Genomic DNA, 17,320 nt, shown 5'->3' with positions numbered 1-17,320 from the left:
AAGTGGAGCGTTGGCGCTCCACTCAGGAAAGTTACTCAGCGCTTTTAGCTTCACTCTCATCGGCAACTTGGTAGGGTTTATAGTGCCAGCCCTTAAAGACCAATGTCGGCTTTTGTCCCGGTGGCTGTACGCCAATACCTGCACTTTTTAATGCTTGGTCAAAGTGGATCCCTGTACCACCAGTACCAGTAATCGATGCCCCTCGAACCGTACCATAAAGCTGACCACTACCATTCAACAGAATAGAGGTTAACGGTGAATAAATAGCAGCATATAAAGAAGACGCGCCGCTAAATACAAAACCGTCGGGGCCATCAAATGAAGAATACACACTAAATACCGGCAGTTTGCTCTTCTTGGTTAAGCCTTCTTGCTCAGCAATAACCTTAGCACTTGCGCCAATAGAAACTTTGCCAGTGGTGAACACGGTCAGAGAACTTTCTTTTTCTATCCAGATGTGGGTATCGCCAGTTAATGTGAGGTCACCATCAATCAACCAAATCACATCGCCACCAGAGATCTTGATTTTGCCGTCAGAGCCTAACTTCAACCCTTTAAATGGGAACGCGAGCTGCGTTTTTTCTGTCGCTGTGCCGAGATTCTGATCTACCCCTTGGAACAAATAAATGGTGTGCTCTTTTGCAACATACACACTCGAGCCATTACGTTCATACACTGCCTGTTTTGGTTTAAAGTGTAAGATTTGTTGCGCGCCTACATTTAGAGGAGTGAATCGATTACGAGGATCGATAATGCTATCCATATTAAAAGGCAATGCCAAAGGATCACACTCTTTATTAGGCTTTGCAGGGTCATAGTCGGGAGAATCTGGATCGTACACTTTTACCGGCTCAACCACTAAATCTGCGACTTTAAATTTAGCATCGGAGTAATGCACACCATCTTGAACTTGCAAGCCAGTATCTTTAAATTGACCACTGCCAGTATATTGAATATCGAACGCATCGCCATTTTGGTTGATGATCTCAGCGCCCCACTCCATTTTCGCGTCACCCATGGCACGCACATAACCTTGGATCTTGCCGCCTCTATGTGTAAAAAAGCCGCGGCTGTAGACATTACCTTCCACTCGAATACCACTTGATGACGGCGAAATATCTACCCCGGTATTTGATCTAACGTCACCCAAAATAGGTGAAGAGCCTTTTAAGTAAATCACACCAGATGCTTCAACATCGCCTTTAATCGGAGAGTGACCTGATAGCACCACATCTGCATCGCCCACCACAGTGTGTACATCACCATCATGGCTTTTTGTTTCTTCGTAAGTGCCTTTCGATGAGTCATAGCTATCGACAGAGCCACTACCAGATAGATTCACACCTTTACAGCCAGTCACCGCATTTTGGAATATGGACTCTTTCGCTGCTGGCTGTAACTCGAAGCGCGCAACTAGCCGATGGTTCGCATGCTCACCATGACGCTGACCTAAGCTTTCAATTTCAAACTCATTGCCATTGGCATTAACCGAGATCTGATATTGCGAATCAGTGATCGTTCCACTACCTGTTTTACTAATACCATTTATCAGCTCATTGACATCTTGCGGGTTGCCGCCTAACGCCGCATCCAGCTTTTGACGATATTCCCTGATCCCTTGTTCAGCCACTAATCTTGCATTAATGTCTTTTTGGAAGTTACCACTTAATCTTTCTTGTACAACACCTTCCTTGAGGGAAGCGAATACCACAACGCTAGCCATGCCGCCGAGCAGCATCACTTTAACCAGTGTAAAACCTTGTTGTTGTTTCATTGTATTAGCTACCTAATCCAGCGTAAAAATTCATCTGTATGCCAGCACCGTATTGTGTTGGAAAACTACTACCTTGTATTGTGACTGTAATTAACTGACCACTGGCATCGGTTGCAAACGCGAGTCCAGTTACCCCTTTCAAAAGATTGATATCACCCGTGCCGCGATCGCACACTAAATACCCACCTTGTAAAAAATAGCGTTCAGTATAGTCAGCCGTGGGGACACTGCCATCACAAGCGGGCACCCCAGCCAATTGGCGGATCGTAATATCGGTCGCCGTCACAGTAGGGATTTCCTGAGTTTGCTTGATGCTGCGCATCATCACTCGATTGGTGTAGCGAACAATTTCTTGTGATGTTGCGAGCTGTTGGCTAGTCGTCACCGTTTCTTTTATCGACGTGTATGACGTTGCAATCCCAATCACCAATACTAACCCCACAACCATAGCGACCATGAGCTCCAGTAAGGTATATCCCTTTATTTGTTTCATACGCCTCCTCCTGGTGATGGAGAGCAAGTATCCTCAACATTTGGGTAACTGGTAGTCAAAGAAATTTGGTTTTCAGCAGAGTTTTTTACCCGTTTATCTTCCCAACTCACTGTAAGCTGCATGTTATTGCTATATACCGGAGGCAGCACTAACGTAAAGCGACTATCCGCTGGATGCAGCTGTTGAATAAGTGGATTAGCGAGTGTCATATCATTGTTGTTATGTTGTAATTCACATAACAAGGGCCATATCCTCTCAATTGCATTTTGGCCATGAATTAACGCCATCGTGTATTGAAAGCTATTGGAGGCGAACTGTAATGACTTAAGCTGTGTTGCAGCTAGACCTAGCAGCATTAGCCCAGCCACCAACATCGACACCACGACCTCAATGAGAGAAAATCCCTTACTTAACTGCAATTTTGTTCCGCCTCAGCTAACCAACTTTGACCACTGACCAGCACACATAAACGATAATCCTGGGTATCGGTAATGTTGTCGGTGATCAATATATTGTTTGTCGCCAGCACTTCGCCACTTTCGCGCACAACTTGGTCGGCCAGTGCCACTTCTATCGAGCCATGTTTAATAGAAAACCGCCCCACTTCGGTCAATTGGCCATTTTCATTGGTTTTCACAACCCAGTCGCTGTCCTCAACGACCAGTGATACCTGTTGCTCACGTCGAACCGCTTCACTTCGGGCCAAGCGATATACCGCCTGCAGTTGATTAGCATGCGTCGTAAGTCTGTCTTGCTGAATTTGCTTTATAAAACTTGGCGCAGCTATCGAAGCTAAAATTGCAAGTATTGCCATGGAAATAAGCAGCTCAAGCAAGGTAAACCCTAAATGTCTATTGCCAGCAATCATTGTTCTTCGGTCCTTGTTCACCAAGATGGTTGATACTTAGCACACCACACCTGTCAGCCGCTTGTGCTTTTCCCGCTATTGGCGTGGCTGTAAATTGATATCCTAAATTACGGTATTGGCCAACAGCCCCATTTGGTTTATCAGTGGGAATATATTTAAACGTGTAGAATTTAGATTCAGGCAAACCTGTAAGTAAACTCGCATCAGGGTAGCCACTATTACGGCTATATATGCGCTCAATTACACCTGCCATTTCCAACATTTGCTGTTGTGCTTGCGAACGACGTCCATCCTGAACGTATTCCACATATGACGGATATGCCACGCTGGCTGTGATCGCCACTATTGCAACCGCAATTAATAGCTCTGTAAGCGTAAAACCTTTATTTACCGACATTTAATTATTCCACCACTAAATTGATAGCGCTGTCATTTTATTCCACTTTATGACAGACAAAAGACAAAGAAAAGGATTAACCTATAATATGTAAACATAACATGGAGCGAAAGTTTCTAAAAAGGAAACTTATTACACCACATTACAGCAGTATTGCCTTTTGATATAAGGCAAACTTTGAGCGAGAGGATCATCCATGTCACACCTTAAATTGGTATGAATAAGATTATTATTATGATTTTCTTCGAGGGGTTACTCAATTCAACCTAAGAGTTGGATACCAACAAAACCAATAGCATTAAGAATATCTGTTAACTAGGTTTTTACTGTCCGAAATTCGGGCTCATTTAGGAAAATTAAGTGAATAAAAAGCCGTGCACAAAAATACACGGCTTTTTTAATTTAAGCTCAATTAAAAATTAAGCTTCAGCAATTACGATTACTTTGATCGTAGCTGTAACGTCAGAGTGTACTTGGATAGCTACATCGAACTCGCCAGTCTCACGGATAGTACCAAGAGGTAGACGAACTTCTGACTTAGATACCTCAACACCTACTGCAGAGATAGCATCAGCAATATCGCGAGTACCGATAGAACCGAATAGCTTACCTTCGTCACCCGCTTTAGAAACTAGAGTTACTTCAGCTAGTGCTTCTAGTTTTTCAGCGCGTGCCTGTGCAGCAACTAGCTCTTCAGCGATTTTCGCTTCAAGCTCAGCGCGACGTGCTTCGAAAGTTTCAATGTTAGATTTAGTTGCAGGAACTGCTTTACCCTTAGGGAATAAGAAGTTACGTGCGAAGCCAGATTTAACATTAACCTGATCACCTAGGCTACCTAGGTTTGCAATTTTGTCTAGTAGAATAACTTGCATGTCTCTACACCTTTTAAAAACTAGTAATCAGCTGCTTACTTGTGTAAGTCAGTGTATGGAAGAAGGGCTAGGTAGCGAGCACGCTTGATAGCAGTTGCTAGCTGACGCTGGTATTTAGCGCTAGTACCTGTGATACGGCTAGGTACGATTTTGCCACTTTCTGTTACGTAGTTTCTAAGAGTAGCCAGATCTTTGTAATCAATTTGTTGTACGCCTTCCGCTTTAAAACGGCAGAACTTACGACGTCTGAAATAACGTGCCATGAGTAATTTCCTCAATTAATTCTTTCAATATGTTGTGCGTGCAATACCAGCTGACTCAAGCCATTTCGGCTCTCGTGGCGATTTATAAAACCGCGAACTTGTAATGCTTGCCCAACGTATAAATGCTCAGTTTGGTTTCGGAACTGTTCTCCACTGGCAACCACTTGAATACGCACGTAGGCATTTCGAGTTAGGTCAGCCTCTAATTGCATTGATTTGTGCTCAAGTACAAATATGCAATGTGGGATCCCAGCTGGGCTTTGACTAAATTTAGGTGTTTTACAAATCACGCCCGAAAGCAGATATTGATTGGTATACAGGTCAACCTGATTACTCACCATTACCTCGAAAGGTTAGTCAAATCCGAAATCAACAACGATTAAGCAGAAGCTGCTTCTTTTTTCTCTTCTTTTGCAAGAGGAGACGCTTCAGTTACCGCGTTTTTAGTACGCATAACTAGGTTACGAAGCACTGCATCGTTGTAGCGGAAAGAAGTTTCAAGCTCGTTGATTACTTCAGTTGGTGCTTCAACGTTCAATAGAACATAGTGTGCTTTGTGAAGCTTTTCGATTGGGTAAGCCAGTTGACGACGACCCCAGTCTTCTAGACGGTGAATAGTACCGCCAGCTTCAGTGATAGCACCAGTATAACGCTCGATCATACCAGGTACTTGCTCACTTTGGTCTGGGTGAACCATGAATACGATTTCGTAATGACGCATGGATATTCCTTACGGTTAGTATAGCCTTGTCCCGTTTCGGCCAGTCGGGGTAAGGCAAGGAACGATAATAGTAAGGCCGAAAGAGCGCGTATTTTACGCGTAGCATTAAAATTAAGCAATCAGTTTGTTATGAAAAATTGGTGGAATAAGACTATATCTGCAAGGTTTTTTTAGAGTGATTGAAAAGTAAGAATATTTAGGAGAGTTGGAGCGGCACACGAGGTTCGAACTCGTGACCTCGACCTTGGCAAGGTCGCGCTCTACCAGCTGAGCTAGTGCCGCATCACAATATTTAGCTCTGGATTTGTCGGTAACTACGCTAGGTCGCGTCCTTACCTGTAGCAGCTGAGCTAGTGCTGCGTCACATTTTTTAGTTTATACACCTAAAGTAAGTGTTTGGAGCGGCACACGAGGTTCGAACTCGTGACCTCGACCTTGGCAAGGTCGCGCTCTACCAGCTGAGCTAGTGCCGCATTCCATAGTTAGCTCATTATATTGTCGGTAATTACGCAAGGTCGCGTTGATTACCTACTGCAGCTGAGCTAGTGCCGCATCACATATTTAGCTCTGGATTTGTCGGTAACTACGCTAGGTCGCGTCCTTACCTGAAGCAGCTGAGCTAGTGCCGCATCACATTTTTTAGTTTATACACCTAAAGTAAGTGTTTGGAGCGGCACACGAGGTTCGAACTCGTGACCTCGACCTTGGCAAGGTCGCGCTCTACCAGCTGAGCTAGTGCCGCATTCCATAGTTAGCCCATTATGTTGTCGGTAACTACGCAAGGTCGCGTTGATTACCTACTGCAGCTGAGCTAGTGCCGCATTACATTTTTTAGTTTATACACCTAAAGTAAGTGTTTGGAGCGGCACACGAGGTTCGAACTCGTGACCTCGACCTTGGCAAGGTCGCGCTCTACCAGCTGAGCTAGTGCCGCATTCCATAGTTAGCTCATTATATTGTTGGTAATTACGCTAGGTCGCGTCTTTACCTGTAGCAGCTGAGCTAGTGCCGCATTCCATAGTTAGCTCATTATGTTGTCGGTAACTACGCTAGGTCGCGTCTTTACCTGTAGCAGCTGAGCTAGTGCTGCATCACATTTTTTAGTTTATACACCTAAAACAAGTGTTTGGAGCGGCACACGAGGTTCGAACTCGTGACCTCGACCTTGGCAAGGTCGCGCTCTACCAGCTGAGCTAGTGCCGCATTCCATAGTTAGCTCATTATATTGTCGGTAATTACGCAAGGTCGCGTTTATTACCTACTGCAGCTGAGCTAGTGCCGCATTCCGATATAGCTCTTAGTTTTCCGCTGGGCGCAACCTTGAGGTCGCGTCTAACGTTTTAGCAGCTGAGCTAGTGCCGCATCACATAGTTAGCTCATTATGTTGTCGGTAACTACGCTAGGTCGCGTTTTTCCTATAACAGCTGAGCTTATACTGCTTTAATAATGCTCAAGAAACCCCGCAAGGCTTGTCATCTCAAGCGGGGCAGGATTCTACAAGATAAAATTTGCTTTGCAAGTGTTTTTTAAACTTTGAAGAATTTTTCTTGGTAAACTTTCAGCTCCATGATGGAGTCTTTGATATCATCCAGTGCTAAGTGAGAGCTTTTTTTCTTTATCTCACCCAATAGTTCAGGCTTCCAGCGTCTCGCAAGTTCTTTTATCGTACTGACGTCCAAATTGCGATAGTGGAAATAAGCTTCTAGCTCTGGCATGTATTTGTTGAGGAATCTACGGTCTTGACCAATAGAGTTACCACACATTGGTGAAGCACCTGGCGGCACCCACTCTTTAAGGAAATCTAGTGTTTGCTTAACTGCATCTGCTTCCGTGAACTTACTCGCTTTACAGCGAGCAGTCAGACCTGAGCGACCATGTTGATTGGTGCACCACTCATCCATATTGTCCAACAGCTCATCACTTTGATGAATTGCCACTACTGGACCTTCAGCTAAAACATTGAGATCACCGTCTGTGATCACCGTCGCGATTTCTAAGATTTTATCTGTTTTCGGTTCTAGCCCCGTCATCTCTAGATCGAGCCAGATCAAGTTTGATTCATGAAAAGTCATACTTTACCTTAGCGGTACTTTCCTTTAGATCCAATGCAATTAGATATATCATATTAGTTTAAACACTCGACCTAAAGCTTTTTTTACCATGCGCGGCGTTTTATTGATTTATAGCCTAAATTTGAACGCTCTGCACGTCTAAGCTTAAACAGATTATAAACATGGCAAAGAAAAAGAAACTCAGTAAGGGCCAATCCCGTCGGATTAAAGCCAATCATCAGAAGCGAATCGATAAAGCGAAAGAGACAGAAGTATCTGATGTTTCATGGCAAAACGACAACTTAGGGCCAACAGAAGCCGCAGTGGTGATCAGCCGCTTCGGCCAACATGCGGATATAGAAACCACAGACCAAGAGGTTTTGCGTTGCAATATCCGTCGTACCGTAACAAGCTTAGTTTGCGGTGATGAAGTCATTTTTCGTCGTGCCAAGGTCAGTGATGGTGACTTAGCCGGCGTAATTGAGGCTGTACATGAAAGGCGCACACAACTCACTCGTCCGGATTTTTATGACGGTGTAAAAGTTGTCGCTGCGAATATTGACCAAATATTGATGGTGTCGGCCGTTGTGCCCGAATTTACCCCTCAAATCATCGATCGCTATTTAGTCGCTTGTGAGGATATGGGGATAGAGCCAATTTTATTACTCAATAAAATTGATTTGCTTGACCAAGAAAGCCTCGAATATATTGATGAAGTCTTAGATATATATCGTGAGCTTGGTTATCGCGTACTGTTAGTCAGTACAAAATCAGGCGAAGGCATTGACGAGCTAAAACACATGCTTGAGGACAAAAATAACATTTTTGTTGGTCAATCAGGGGTTGGCAAATCAACGTTGGTCAATACCGTACTGCCCAATGCAGATATTCTCACCAAAGAAGTCTCCGAAAATAGTGGCTTAGGGCAACATACAACCACAGTATCGCGCTTACACCACTTGCCGTCCGGTGGAAACCTGATCGACAGCCCTGGGATCCGTGAGTTCGGCCTATGGCACTTAGACGTGGAACGCGTCACTTGGTGCTTTAAAGAATTTAGGGAGTTTATTGGCGGCTGCCGCTTTAGAGACTGTAAACACCTGAACGATCCGGGATGCTTACTTCGTGAAGCCGTAGATGAAGGTAAAATCAGCGAATTACGTTTTGAAAGTTACCATCGTATTTTAGAATCTATGGCCGATGGCCGCGCAGGTGCGCGCGCGCCTAGAGTCTGATAATATTTGCTAAATTGGCTCAATGACTTGAGCCCGATAGCCACTTCGCAATACAAAAAAAGCGAAAGTGACAAGACTAATAATTAGGAACTGTTAAAAGTGAATTTGGATAAACTAAAAATTGCCATGCAATATGCATTACCTAAACATGCGGTTTCTCGTTTGGTTGGTAAGCTTGCCGCAGCAGAAGCTGGCGCCTTAACCACAAAGCTAATTAAGCTGTTTATCAAACAATATAAAATCGACATGAGCGAGGCATTGCACGAAGATCCAGCTCACTACAAAACCTTTAACGAGTTTTTTACCCGTCCATTGAAGCCGGGGATCCGTCCTTTGGCAGAAGATAGCGATATCCTTGCCCACCCAGTTGATGGTGCAATCAGCCAACTTGGTGATGTCGTCGATGGTCAGATTATCCAAGCTAAGGGTCACAACTACAGCTTACAGACGCTGCTAGGCGGTAAAGAAGAAGACGTTGCGCCTTATGTTGGTGGTAAGTTTGCAACGATTTATCTAGCACCGAAGGATTATCACCGTATCCACATGCCGGTTGATGGCACACTTCGTAAAATGATTTATGTACCGGGCGATTTGTTCTCAGTAAATCCACTTACTGCGCAAAATGTGCCTAATTTATTTGCTCGTAACGAGCGAGTTGTTGCTATTTTTGACACTGAGATTGGTCCGCTTTCCATGGTACTGGTTGGTGCAACTATCGTTGCTAGCATTGAGACGATTTGGGCCGGTACAGTGACACCACCCGCTGGAAGAGATGTCTTTACTTGGACATATCCAGCAGAAGGTGACAACGCGATAACGCTGAAAAAAGGCGAAGAGATGGGTCGCTTTAAACTTGGCTCTACCGTGATCTTAGCGTGGGGGGCAAATAAGGCTGAGTTCTTAGATGGTCAAAACCCAGAGACCGTCACACGCATGGGTACGCCTTTCGCAAAAATAGCAGAGTAGACTACTGTATTAGTGGCTTGAAACTATCTCAAGCCACAACATTCACACTCGGGGTTTTTACTGAGCCCATACTGCTTTTGCTGCAAACTCATAGCATCTAGCGTACAAAATACGCTTCCTTGGTGATGTCCAAGTAGCACGTTTATGGTCAATAAAGCTTGCTGCGCACCGATCACCCCCAGTAATGGACTAATGACGCCAAAGTTGTCACAATTCTCCACTGGTGTTTGCGAACCTTCAGGGAAAACGCAAGCATAACAAGGTGACTCAGCCCTAAAATCAAAGCACATGAGTTGGCCTTGTGTAGCGATAGCAGCGCCAGCGATCAACACCTTGCTCGCTTGATGACAATACCTATTAAGCAAATAACGGGTAGTAAAGTTATCGCTGCAATCCAAGACAATATCGGCATCACGGAGCAACTCGGCGACGTTCTTATCAGTCAATCTCGCATTTATTGGTACTAGTGTGATCTCGTTATTGAGACTTGCCAGCACCTTTCCTGCTGCTTTGGCTTTTTGCTGACCAAGGTGGTTCACCTTATACAGAATTTGTCTTTGTAAGTTAGACAATTCCACGTCGTCGTCATCAACAAAAGTAAGCTTACCAATGCCACTCGCCGCTAAGTAAAACAACGCAGGGCTTCCCAGCCCACCGCAGCCAACCACAGCCACATGCGCCTCTTTCAATGCAAGTTGGCCTTGCTCACCGACCTCTTTTAACAGCAAATGGCGACTATACCTTAGCCGCTCTTTGTCATTGAGTTCAGTCATGCCGCGCCATAGCTTGCTTTAATTCAAGTACAGCCTGTTGTGGATCTTGGGCTTCAGTGATGGCTCTTACAACCGCGATACTAGATACGCCAGTTGCAGCCACTTCTGGCACGCGACTAAGGTCAATGCCACCAATAGCGACTGTTGGATAGCTGCTTTGCATCAAAGGCACAAAATGTGTCAGCTTTTCCAGCCCTTGGATTTGGCCGGTCATGTCTTTAGTCGTGGTTGGGTAGATAGCACCAAAAGCCAAATAACTTGGGCGATAGTTATGTGCCCGGAGCATTTCATAAAAACCATGGGTTGAAATACCTAAGCGCAGCCCTGCCTCTTGGATGACAACAAGATTAGCTTTATCGATATCCTCTTGGCCTAAATGAATTCCATAAGCGCCGTGTTTAATCGCTAACTGCCAGTAGTCGTTAATAAACACCTTCGCATCGTATTTTTGTCCAAGTGCAATGGCGGTTTGTATTTCAGCTTCAAGATTAGCTTGCTCTGGATCTTTAATTCTCAGCTGCACCGTATCGACACCTAATGCGAGACATTTTTCCACCCAATCAGCGCTGTCCACCACGGCATAAAGGCCAATAGGGTCGTCAATGCTGGCAAAGCCTGCGGCAAAATTAAACTCCTCAGGTAATGCAAACTCTAGTTCATCAGCAAGCCAAGAGCCCGCTTCTATCACTTGCGGGTAATCATTGAGATCAACAGGAAAACTCGTATGCGCAACAGGGCCCACGCCTTCACCATAACGTATCGCCGCTTTTAGCCCTGCATTGATGTATGCCTTAGCGAGAATAAAAGCATCTTTAAATGGGTACTCCTTGGCCATACATGCCGCGATCACTGACGATAAACTACACCCAGTACCATGGCTATGCGGTGTTTGAATTTTCTCATTGCCAAGCCAATACTCGGTATCATCCGCTAAGCCATAATCAATGCAGTAGCCTTTTGGGTAATCCCAATGACCGCCTTTAATGATCACCGACTTTGCACCGAATTCACGCAATTTGGCAGCAGCCTCTTTGACAGCATCAGGACCTATCAAATACACGCCTGTCAGCAGCTGAGTTTCATGTGTATTGGGTGTAATGATATCCACCAGCGGTAATAAATGGGTTTTTAACGCATCCACCGTGTCTTCTTCGGTTAATGAATCCCCGCTGGTCGCGATAGCTACTGGATCATAAACCACAAGCGGCGGCTTTTCCCATGTTGCTTTATAATGCTCGAGGTGTTCAGCAATCAGTTGGATCTGCTGAACATTGGCGAGCATGCCAATCTTTATCACCGTTGCAGGCATATCTTGCGAAAGCGCCGTCAGCTGAGATTCGATAACCGTGGTCGAAACCGGGTTTAACGCTTCCACTCCTAAACTATTTTGCGCCGTCAACGCAGTTACTACGGTACAACAATGAACATTAAAGCTCTGCGTTGCTTTGATATCCGCTTGAATACCAGCGCCGCCGCCAGAATCAGAACCCGCAATACTCCAAACGATATGTGACAAAGAGAACTCCTTATATAGTTATCCGCAATTCAAGTTAGTTTGCGTGCCAAAAAGGCATGCCTAAGGTTGGCGTAGAAGGTGATGCCACCTCTTTTTGTGGCATTGCTTTTGCCAAATAAGACAGGCGCCCTGCAACCGTGCTGGCTTCAAACGCTTTTGCCATGGTGATAGGACAACCCGCCCCTGCCACTGCCGAATTTAATAGTACGGCATCATAACCCAGCTCTAGAGCTTGGCAAGCATGAGACGGCAAGCCGAGTCCCGCATCGACAATCAAGGTTTGATGGGGCAAACGTGTGCGTATGGTTTGCAGGTTATATGGATTTAACAGCCCTTTTCCCGTACCAATTGGTGCGCCCCAAGGCATTAAAACTTCACAACCAAGTGCATCTAAACGCTGACACAGCACCAAATCATCAGTGCAATAAGGCAATACCTTAAACCCGTCTTTTAGCAAAATTTCGGTGGCTTCGAGCAGTGCGATTGGATCTGGCTGTAAGTTATATTCATCACCAATGAGTTCAAGTTTAATCCAATCCGTGGCAAACACTTCCCGGCACATCTGCGCCAAGGTCACCGCTTCTTTTACGCTGTGACAGCCTGCCGTATTTGGTAAGACTCGTAGTCCCATCTCTTTGATAAGCGTCCAAAAGTCATCACCCGCCTGCTTAGTTTGCTGGCGTCTCAGCGACACAGTAACAATTTCAGCACCCGAGGTGGCGATAGCCGCCTGCATTACCTCTGGAGAAGGATAAAGTGCTGAGCCAATTAACATGCGGCTAGTAAATTGTTCACCATAAATAGTGAGCTTAGTATCAGTCAAAGACTGCATATTTATCCCCCTTGAATTGGCGATAAAAGCTCAATCTTATCGCCGTCGCTCAATGTCACGCTTGGCAACTCCGTGCGGGAAACAAAAGTACCATTAAGCGCGACGGCAAAAGGCGGCTTGGCACCTCTGGCTTCAATAAATTCCTGAATATTTTGCTCGCGGTTGATATTAATCGTTTCGCCATTAAATTCGACTTTCATAATAACTCCTTAGATAGTGCTTGTTTCACGATAAGCGGTGCCAGCAGATAACCGTGTCTATATAGGCCATTGATACTGATCACATTACCTTGTTGTTCAATTTTGGGGTGATTATCTTTAAACGCAGGTCTAAGTCCTGCTAATAAAGACAATACTCGCGCTTCGGCAAACCCACGATGAACTGAATAAGCAGCAGAGAGTAATTCGAGTGTAGAACGTACCGTTATCTCACCATTATCTTGCGACTCAATTTCCGTCGCACCAATAACAAACTGATGGTCTGGCTTTGGCGCAATGTAAATGGGATATCTTGGGTGCATCAAGCGCACAGGTCGAGTCAAGGTCACTTCTGGGGCATAAATTCTCGCCACTTCACCACGTACGCCACGAAGCCCATTACACGAGGCTTTCGCACCAAGACCGCGACAATCAATCACCCAGTCATACGCTTGACTAAGCTGCGCCTTTTGCCCTTCATCACAATGGACACCGTAGTTAATCTCTACACCTTGCTTCGTTAATGTTGCCGCACTACTTTGATAAAACGCCTGATTATCAAGCTGGCCTTCGCAAGGTAAATACAAGCCTTGGTGAAAGACACCACCAAGCTCTGGTTCCAATTGCGCGATCCGAGCGCCATTTACCACTTCCGCGCTATGAGCTTTTAACGGTTTTAAGCGCTGCTGAAAACTCACTAAATCACCACGGTCTTGACCATGTGCCACAATAAGGGAGCCTTGCTGCTGAAAAAATACCGGGTTTTCCAGCTTCGCCAGTAATTGTGGCCACAGTTTCATGGACTCCAGCCCTTGCAGCGCCAACGCTTCATCGCATATCACAGACTCAGCCAACGGCGCTAACATGGCCGCCGCGACACTACCTGCTGAGATCTCCATACCTTGCTTTGCTTGTTCAAACACGCTGATTTGATAGCGCTCAGCGAGCATCAATGCAGCGATGCGCCCAGTTAAGCCAAAACCCAAGATAGCAACACGTGCTTGAGTAGACATAGCTACACTCCTAAAATTAGCCACCCGACGGGCATCAAGGTGGCTATGATGGGATGAGTTATAAGGCTTTGTGGTAAAGCTCAGAGCCTGATTGCTTAAACTCTTCTGACTTTGCTTTCATCTCGGCTTCAACATCCACCATTTTAATGCTGATCTCTTCGCCTACATTATTAGGATCAATCCCTCGCGCTTCTAACGCTTTTGCATAGTCACGCACATCCTGAGTGATCTTCATCGAGCAGAATTTAGGGCCACACATAGAGCAGAAGTGAGCGACTTTGCCCGATTCTTGCGGCAAGGTCTCATCGTGATACTCACGAGCACGCTGCGGATCTAGACCGAGATTAAACTGATCGTGCCAGCGGAACTCAAAGCGTGCTTTAGACAGCGCATTGTCACGAACTTGAGCACCCGGATGGCCTTTCGCCAGATCCGCTGCATGCGCCGCGATTTTATAGGTGATCAGGCCTTCTTTTACATCTTCTTTATTCGGTAAGCCTAAGTGTTCTTTTGGTGTCACATAGCACAGCATCGCACAGCCATACCAAGCAATTTGCGCCGCACCAATCCCTGAAGTGAAGTGATCATAACCCGGAGCGATATCAGTTGTGAGTGGACCAAGCGTGTAAAATGGAGCTTCATCACAGTGTTTAAGCTGCTCTTCCATATTCTCTTTGATCATATGCATCGGCACGTGTCCAGGGCCTTCAATAAAGACCTGAACATCGTGTTTCCACGCAAGCTTAGTTAACTCACCAAGGGTACGCAGTTCGCTAAATTGCGCTTCGTCATTGGCATCGGCAATAGAACCCGGACGCAAACCATCACCTAACGAGAAACAAACATCGTATTGCTTTAAGATTTCACAGATGTCTTCAAAGTGCGTGTAGAGGAAGTTTTCTTTGTGATGCGCTAAACACCACTTCGCCATAATTGAACCACCGCGAGACACTATACCGGTCACGCGTTTTGCCGTCATCGGCACGTAACGCAGTAGTACTCCCGCGTGGATAGTAAAGTAATCCACGCCTTGCTCAGCTTGCTCAATCAAGGTATCGCGGAAGATCTCCCACGTTAGATCTTCGGCAACGCCATTCACTTTTTCTAGTGCCTGATAGATTGGTACCGTACCGATAGGCACTGGAGAGTTACGTACCACCCACTCGCGGGTTTCATGAATGTAACGCCCTGTAGACAGATCCATTACGGTATCTGCACCCCAACGGGTCGACCATACCATTTTTTCTACTTCTTCTTCGATAGAAGAAGTCACTGATGAGTTACCAATATTGGCGTTAACTTTGACTAAGAAGTTACGTCCGATAATCATCGGCTCAGTCTCAGGGTGATTAATATTGTTTGGTAGTACAGCACGACCACGGGCGATTTCATCACGCACAAATTCAGGCGTAATAAACTCAGGAATACTGGCGCCAAACGATTGGCCTTTGTGTTGCTGCGCCAGCAATTCTTCACGCAACTTAGCGCGTCCCATATTTTCACGGATCGCCACATATTCCATTTCAGGCGTCACTATGCCTTGGCGGGCGTAGTGCATTTGCGTGACATTTTTACCCGCCTTAGCACGGCGAATTTTAGGTAAATGTTCAAAGCGAATATGATCAAGTCCTTCATCCGCCATACGCTGCTGAGAAAACTGTGACGTCACCGACTCTAGCATTTCGGTATCATCGCGCTCAACTATCCACAGTTCTCTAAATTTAGGAAGACCAGCACGAACGTCAACCGACACTTCAGGATCTGTGTATGGACCTGAAGTATCATAAACACGAATGGGATCGTTTGATTCAAATACCGGATTTTCTTCCGTGCCACCTACAAACGAATCACTTAGTGTGATTTCACGCATACCAACGCGTACGCCTGCTTGTTCACCCTCCACATAAACTTTATGTGAGTTTGGAAAAGGCTGGCCTTTAAGGTTATGGATAAATTCTGCCGCGGCTGCTCGCGCTTCACGACGACTTAGCTTGCTACTATTGTTTGACATGACGTCCCTCTTATTTTCATACAAAGGTGTCTTGTCAGATCTCCAAAAGGAGAGAGACGAGGATAGTCCTCGGGTAAGGTGGATAGCAATAAACCACTATTGCTACAGACAAACGCAGCGCGTTTGCTGTCTTGTTCCCTACGCAGGCATTAACCTGATCAGGTCCACGGATCCCGCAAAATGCGATCTCAGCCCGACTATCTGCAACAAATTTGCTGCAAAAATTCAAGGCACTCCGACAAGTAACGAATTAGCGCCAGTCTACTTGCTAACACGAAAGCTCGCAAGCACTGACACTGGAATTCTTATTTTCAGCTTATTGTTTAATAAAACTAAACTGAGGTTTTCCTTTTAAGGTCAAGTTATTAGCATTTACTTCAAGCAAGACACCAATTTGTAATTGGTTAATAAGCTGCGATTCAACCTGAGCGATTTCTTCACCACAGTACTTACGCGTCATGCCTAAGTTTTTAACTTTTAACTGCCCTTCGACAATTTCGCCTTCGCCAAAAAAGCGATTACAACCCGCAAAACCATTGACTTGCAGTGCATCGATAAAACGAATATCAATAGGCTTTTCACCAAGTCCAGCGTCTGATTGTAATTGCGTAATATTTTGGCCATTAATACTCTGTAACTGCCAAGCGGAATACTTAAGCGCTTCCGTGTCTACCTTCCCTGTTGATATACATCCACTAAGCGCCATTATTGCGCCGATTATGCTGATGAATTTCATGGTAAACCATCTATTTTATGCCCTGAGTTTATTATAACGTTTCAAGACACAAAAATAGCAGTAAAATTCTGTAAAATTGTCTTTCCTGAATGTTTTAACACCAACTATTTCACAAATTGCTGCTCTTCAAATAAATGTGTAATAGCGTCTGGTAAAAACGGTCTACCGCGCTCATTCACCGAAGTTCCAGTGACCACAGCATCAAGCATGAGTTTATTGTCATGCGCTCTTATCACTTTTTGCTTAAATGCAAACTTTACTCTGCTTTCACGCTCAAGTGCGACTTCAACATAAAACGCATCGCCTGGACGTAACGAGTCTTTGTAATTCATTTCGCTACGAATAACGACTAAGTTCACTTTTTGCTCTGCAAGCGCTGCAAAATCAACGTTATTCGCCAATAAAAACTCATGTCTTGCGTGCTCTAAATAATTAAAATACACGCTGTTATTAACTATTCCCTGTAAGTCACACTCATAGTCTCGGACTTTAAAATCAACTTTAAAACTCATATCTGGCCTATTTGTTTAACATTTGCGGGCTAACATATAACACAATTTCACTGTCAACTGGTCTGGCTTTTGTTAAACTGTGCCCAATTA

20 protein-coding genes, 5 tRNA genes and 1 riboswitch are annotated in these 17,320 nt (G+C 45.1%); of the genes, 2 read left to right on the top strand and 23 right to left on the bottom strand.

Going from position 1 to position 17,320, the window contains the following annotated elements; all coding sequences use genetic code 11:
• Positions 1-31 precede the first annotated feature (31 nt).
• The 15 genes from GSF04_RS07135 to orn all read right to left on the bottom strand — a co-directional run bounded on the left by GSF04_RS07135 (position 32) and on the right by orn (position 7,460).
• Positions 32-1,774, bottom strand: coding sequence for a polymer-forming cytoskeletal protein (locus GSF04_RS07135; RefSeq protein WP_211859130.1), 1,743 nt, complete (start codon positions 1,772-1,774; stop codon positions 32-34).
• Between the two features lie 4 nt (positions 1,775-1,778).
• The gene (locus GSF04_RS07130; protein ID WP_211859129.1) at positions 1,779-2,267 is read right to left on the bottom strand and encodes a prepilin-type N-terminal cleavage/methylation domain-containing protein; all 489 of its coding nucleotides are present in this window, start codon (positions 2,265-2,267) and stop codon (positions 1,779-1,781) included.
• Entirely contained in the window at positions 2,264-2,686 is a 423-nt protein-coding gene (locus GSF04_RS07125) for a prepilin-type N-terminal cleavage/methylation domain-containing protein (RefSeq protein WP_211859128.1), read from the bottom strand. The genes GSF04_RS07130 and GSF04_RS07125 overlap by 4 nt, the downstream gene beginning before the upstream one ends.
• A complete protein-coding gene (locus tag GSF04_RS07120) occupies positions 2,677-3,135 on the bottom strand; it encodes a GspH/FimT family pseudopilin (protein WP_211859127.1) in 459 nt (152 codons plus the stop codon). The genes GSF04_RS07125 and GSF04_RS07120 overlap by 10 nt, the downstream gene beginning before the upstream one ends.
• Complete coding sequence (locus GSF04_RS07115) at positions 3,119-3,532, bottom strand: type IV pilin protein (protein WP_211859126.1); 414 nt, start codon at positions 3,530-3,532, stop codon at positions 3,119-3,121. The genes GSF04_RS07120 and GSF04_RS07115 overlap by 17 nt, the downstream gene beginning before the upstream one ends.
• A 419-nt stretch (positions 3,533-3,951) precedes the next feature.
• Positions 3,952-4,404 (bottom strand): 50S ribosomal protein L9, encoded by a 453-nt coding sequence (rplI, locus tag GSF04_RS07110; protein WP_010368808.1) that lies wholly within the window; start codon positions 4,402-4,404, stop codon positions 3,952-3,954.
• Positions 4,405-4,439: 35 nt separating this feature from the next.
• Positions 4,440-4,667 carry a 30S ribosomal protein S18 gene (gene rpsR, locus GSF04_RS07105; protein WP_002962753.1) on the bottom strand — a complete coding sequence of 76 codons (228 nt, stop codon included), beginning with the start codon at positions 4,665-4,667 and terminating at the stop codon, positions 4,440-4,442.
• An 11-nt stretch (positions 4,668-4,678) separates the two neighbouring features.
• Positions 4,679-5,008, bottom strand: a complete 330-nt coding sequence (gene priB / locus GSF04_RS07100) for a primosomal replication protein N (RefSeq protein ID WP_010368809.1) — start codon at positions 5,006-5,008, stop codon at positions 4,679-4,681.
• A gap of 38 nt (positions 5,009-5,046) precedes the next feature.
• Positions 5,047-5,388 (bottom strand): 30S ribosomal protein S6, encoded by a 342-nt coding sequence (gene rpsF, locus GSF04_RS07095; RefSeq protein WP_010368810.1) that lies wholly within the window; start codon positions 5,386-5,388, stop codon positions 5,047-5,049.
• Between the two features lie 206 nt (positions 5,389-5,594).
• A tRNA-Gly gene (locus GSF04_RS07090) sits at positions 5,595-5,670 on the bottom strand.
• Positions 5,671-5,785: 115 nt separating this feature from the next.
• A tRNA-Gly gene (locus tag GSF04_RS07085) sits at positions 5,786-5,861 on the bottom strand.
• A 193-nt stretch (positions 5,862-6,054) separates the two neighbouring features.
• Positions 6,055-6,130, bottom strand: a tRNA-Gly gene (locus GSF04_RS07080).
• A 116-nt stretch (positions 6,131-6,246) separates the two neighbouring features.
• Positions 6,247-6,322 (bottom strand) — tRNA-Gly (locus GSF04_RS07075).
• A 193-nt stretch (positions 6,323-6,515) separates the two neighbouring features.
• Positions 6,516-6,591, bottom strand: a tRNA-Gly gene (locus tag GSF04_RS07070).
• Between the two features lie 323 nt (positions 6,592-6,914).
• Complete coding sequence (gene orn, locus GSF04_RS07065) at positions 6,915-7,460, bottom strand: oligoribonuclease (protein WP_010607090.1); 546 nt, start codon at positions 7,458-7,460, stop codon at positions 6,915-6,917.
• Between the two features lie 161 nt (positions 7,461-7,621).
• Between orn and rsgA the strand changes: the two genes are divergently transcribed.
• Positions 7,622-8,674, top strand: a complete 1,053-nt coding sequence (rsgA, locus tag GSF04_RS07060) for a small ribosomal subunit biogenesis GTPase RsgA (RefSeq protein ID WP_010368812.1) — start codon at positions 7,622-7,624, stop codon at positions 8,672-8,674.
• Between the two features lie 99 nt (positions 8,675-8,773).
• Positions 8,774-9,640 carry an archaetidylserine decarboxylase gene (gene asd / locus GSF04_RS07055; RefSeq protein ID WP_045965938.1) on the top strand — a complete coding sequence of 289 codons (867 nt, stop codon included), beginning with the start codon at positions 8,774-8,776 and terminating at the stop codon, positions 9,638-9,640.
• A gap of 23 nt (positions 9,641-9,663) precedes the next feature.
• On the opposite strand, the gene GSF04_RS07050 is transcribed toward asd, so the two are convergent.
• From GSF04_RS07050 to GSF04_RS07015, 8 genes are all read right to left on the bottom strand, one after another.
• Positions 9,664-10,413 (bottom strand): HesA/MoeB/ThiF family protein, encoded by a 750-nt coding sequence (locus tag GSF04_RS07050; RefSeq protein ID WP_211859125.1) that lies wholly within the window; start codon positions 10,411-10,413, stop codon positions 9,664-9,666.
• Complete coding sequence (thiE, locus tag GSF04_RS07045) at positions 10,406-11,929, bottom strand: thiamine phosphate synthase (RefSeq protein WP_211859124.1); 1,524 nt, start codon at positions 11,927-11,929, stop codon at positions 10,406-10,408. Before thiE ends, GSF04_RS07050 begins: the two co-directional genes overlap by 8 nt.
• A 34-nt stretch (positions 11,930-11,963) precedes the next feature.
• Positions 11,964-12,761, bottom strand: a complete 798-nt coding sequence (locus GSF04_RS07040) for a thiazole synthase (RefSeq protein ID WP_039494063.1) — start codon at positions 12,759-12,761, stop codon at positions 11,964-11,966.
• A 2-nt stretch (positions 12,762-12,763) separates the two neighbouring features.
• Positions 12,764-12,961: a sulfur carrier protein ThiS gene (gene thiS, locus GSF04_RS07035; RefSeq protein ID WP_010368823.1), complete on the bottom strand. Its 198-nt coding sequence runs from the start codon at positions 12,959-12,961 to the stop codon at positions 12,764-12,766.
• Positions 12,958-13,971: an FAD-dependent oxidoreductase gene (locus GSF04_RS07030; protein ID WP_211859123.1), complete on the bottom strand. Its 1,014-nt coding sequence runs from the start codon at positions 13,969-13,971 to the stop codon at positions 12,958-12,960. Before GSF04_RS07030 ends, thiS begins: the two co-directional genes overlap by 4 nt.
• A 58-nt stretch (positions 13,972-14,029) precedes the next feature.
• Positions 14,030-15,982 (bottom strand): phosphomethylpyrimidine synthase ThiC, encoded by a 1,953-nt coding sequence (gene thiC / locus GSF04_RS07025; protein ID WP_211859122.1) that lies wholly within the window; start codon positions 15,980-15,982, stop codon positions 14,030-14,032.
• A 118-nt stretch (positions 15,983-16,100) separates the two neighbouring features.
• Positions 16,101-16,230, bottom strand: a riboswitch (TPP riboswitch).
• Between the two features lie 68 nt (positions 16,231-16,298).
• Entirely contained in the window at positions 16,299-16,718 is a 420-nt protein-coding gene (locus GSF04_RS07020) for an META domain-containing protein (protein WP_211859121.1), read from the bottom strand.
• A gap of 104 nt (positions 16,719-16,822) precedes the next feature.
• Entirely contained in the window at positions 16,823-17,230 is a 408-nt protein-coding gene (locus GSF04_RS07015; protein ID WP_211859120.1) for an acyl-CoA thioesterase, read from the bottom strand.
• Positions 17,231-17,320 lie beyond the last annotated feature (90 nt).

This window comes from Pseudoalteromonas sp. A22 (assembly GCF_018141345.1).
Lineage (GTDB): Bacteria > Pseudomonadota > Gammaproteobacteria > Enterobacterales > Alteromonadaceae > Pseudoalteromonas > Pseudoalteromonas maricaloris.
This window is presented reverse-complemented; position numbering and strand designations above follow the sequence as displayed.

Bases quoted from the DNA above. Each gene is read 5' to 3' on its own strand.
- GSF04_RS07135 (WP_211859130.1), bottom strand. From the start codon at position 1,774: ATGAAACAACAACAAGGTTTTACACTGGTTAAAGTGATGCTGCTCGGC.
- GSF04_RS07130 (WP_211859129.1), bottom strand. From the start codon at position 2,267: ATGAAACAAATAAAGGGATATACCTTACTGGAGCTCATGGTCGCTATG.
- GSF04_RS07120 (WP_211859127.1), bottom strand. From the start codon at position 3,135: ATGATTGCTGGCAATAGACATTTAGGGTTTACCTTGCTTGAGCTGCTT.
- GSF04_RS07115 (WP_211859126.1), bottom strand. From the start codon at position 3,532: ATGTCGGTAAATAAAGGTTTTACGCTTACAGAGCTATTAATTGCGGTT.
- rplI (WP_010368808.1), bottom strand. From the start codon at position 4,404: ATGCAAGTTATTCTACTAGACAAAATTGCAAACCTAGGTAGCCTAGGT.
- rpsR (WP_002962753.1), bottom strand. From the start codon at position 4,667: ATGGCACGTTATTTCAGACGTCGTAAGTTCTGCCGTTTTAAAGCGGAA.
- priB (WP_010368809.1), bottom strand. From the start codon at position 5,008: ATGGTGAGTAATCAGGTTGACCTGTATACCAATCAATATCTGCTTTCG.
- rpsF (WP_010368810.1), bottom strand. From the start codon at position 5,388: ATGCGTCATTACGAAATCGTATTCATGGTTCACCCAGACCAAAGTGAG.
- orn (WP_010607090.1), bottom strand. From the start codon at position 7,460: ATGACTTTTCATGAATCAAACTTGATCTGGCTCGATCTAGAGATGACG.
- rsgA (WP_010368812.1), top strand. From the start codon at position 7,622: ATGGCAAAGAAAAAGAAACTCAGTAAGGGCCAATCCCGTCGGATTAAA.
- GSF04_RS07050 (WP_211859125.1), bottom strand. From the start codon at position 10,413: ATGACTGAACTCAATGACAAAGAGCGGCTAAGGTATAGTCGCCATTTG.
- GSF04_RS07040 (WP_039494063.1), bottom strand. From the start codon at position 12,761: ATGCAGTCTTTGACTGATACTAAGCTCACTATTTATGGTGAACAATTT.
- thiS (WP_010368823.1), bottom strand. From the start codon at position 12,961: ATGAAAGTCGAATTTAATGGCGAAACGATTAATATCAACCGCGAGCAA.
- GSF04_RS07030 (WP_211859123.1), bottom strand. From the start codon at position 13,971: ATGTCTACTCAAGCACGTGTTGCTATCTTGGGTTTTGGCTTAACTGGG.
- thiC (WP_211859122.1), bottom strand. From the start codon at position 15,982: ATGTCAAACAATAGTAGCAAGCTAAGTCGTCGTGAAGCGCGAGCAGCC.
- GSF04_RS07020 (WP_211859121.1), bottom strand. From the start codon at position 16,718: ATGAAATTCATCAGCATAATCGGCGCAATAATGGCGCTTAGTGGATGT.
- GSF04_RS07015 (WP_211859120.1), bottom strand. From the start codon at position 17,230: ATGAGTTTTAAAGTTGATTTTAAAGTCCGAGACTATGAGTGTGACTTA.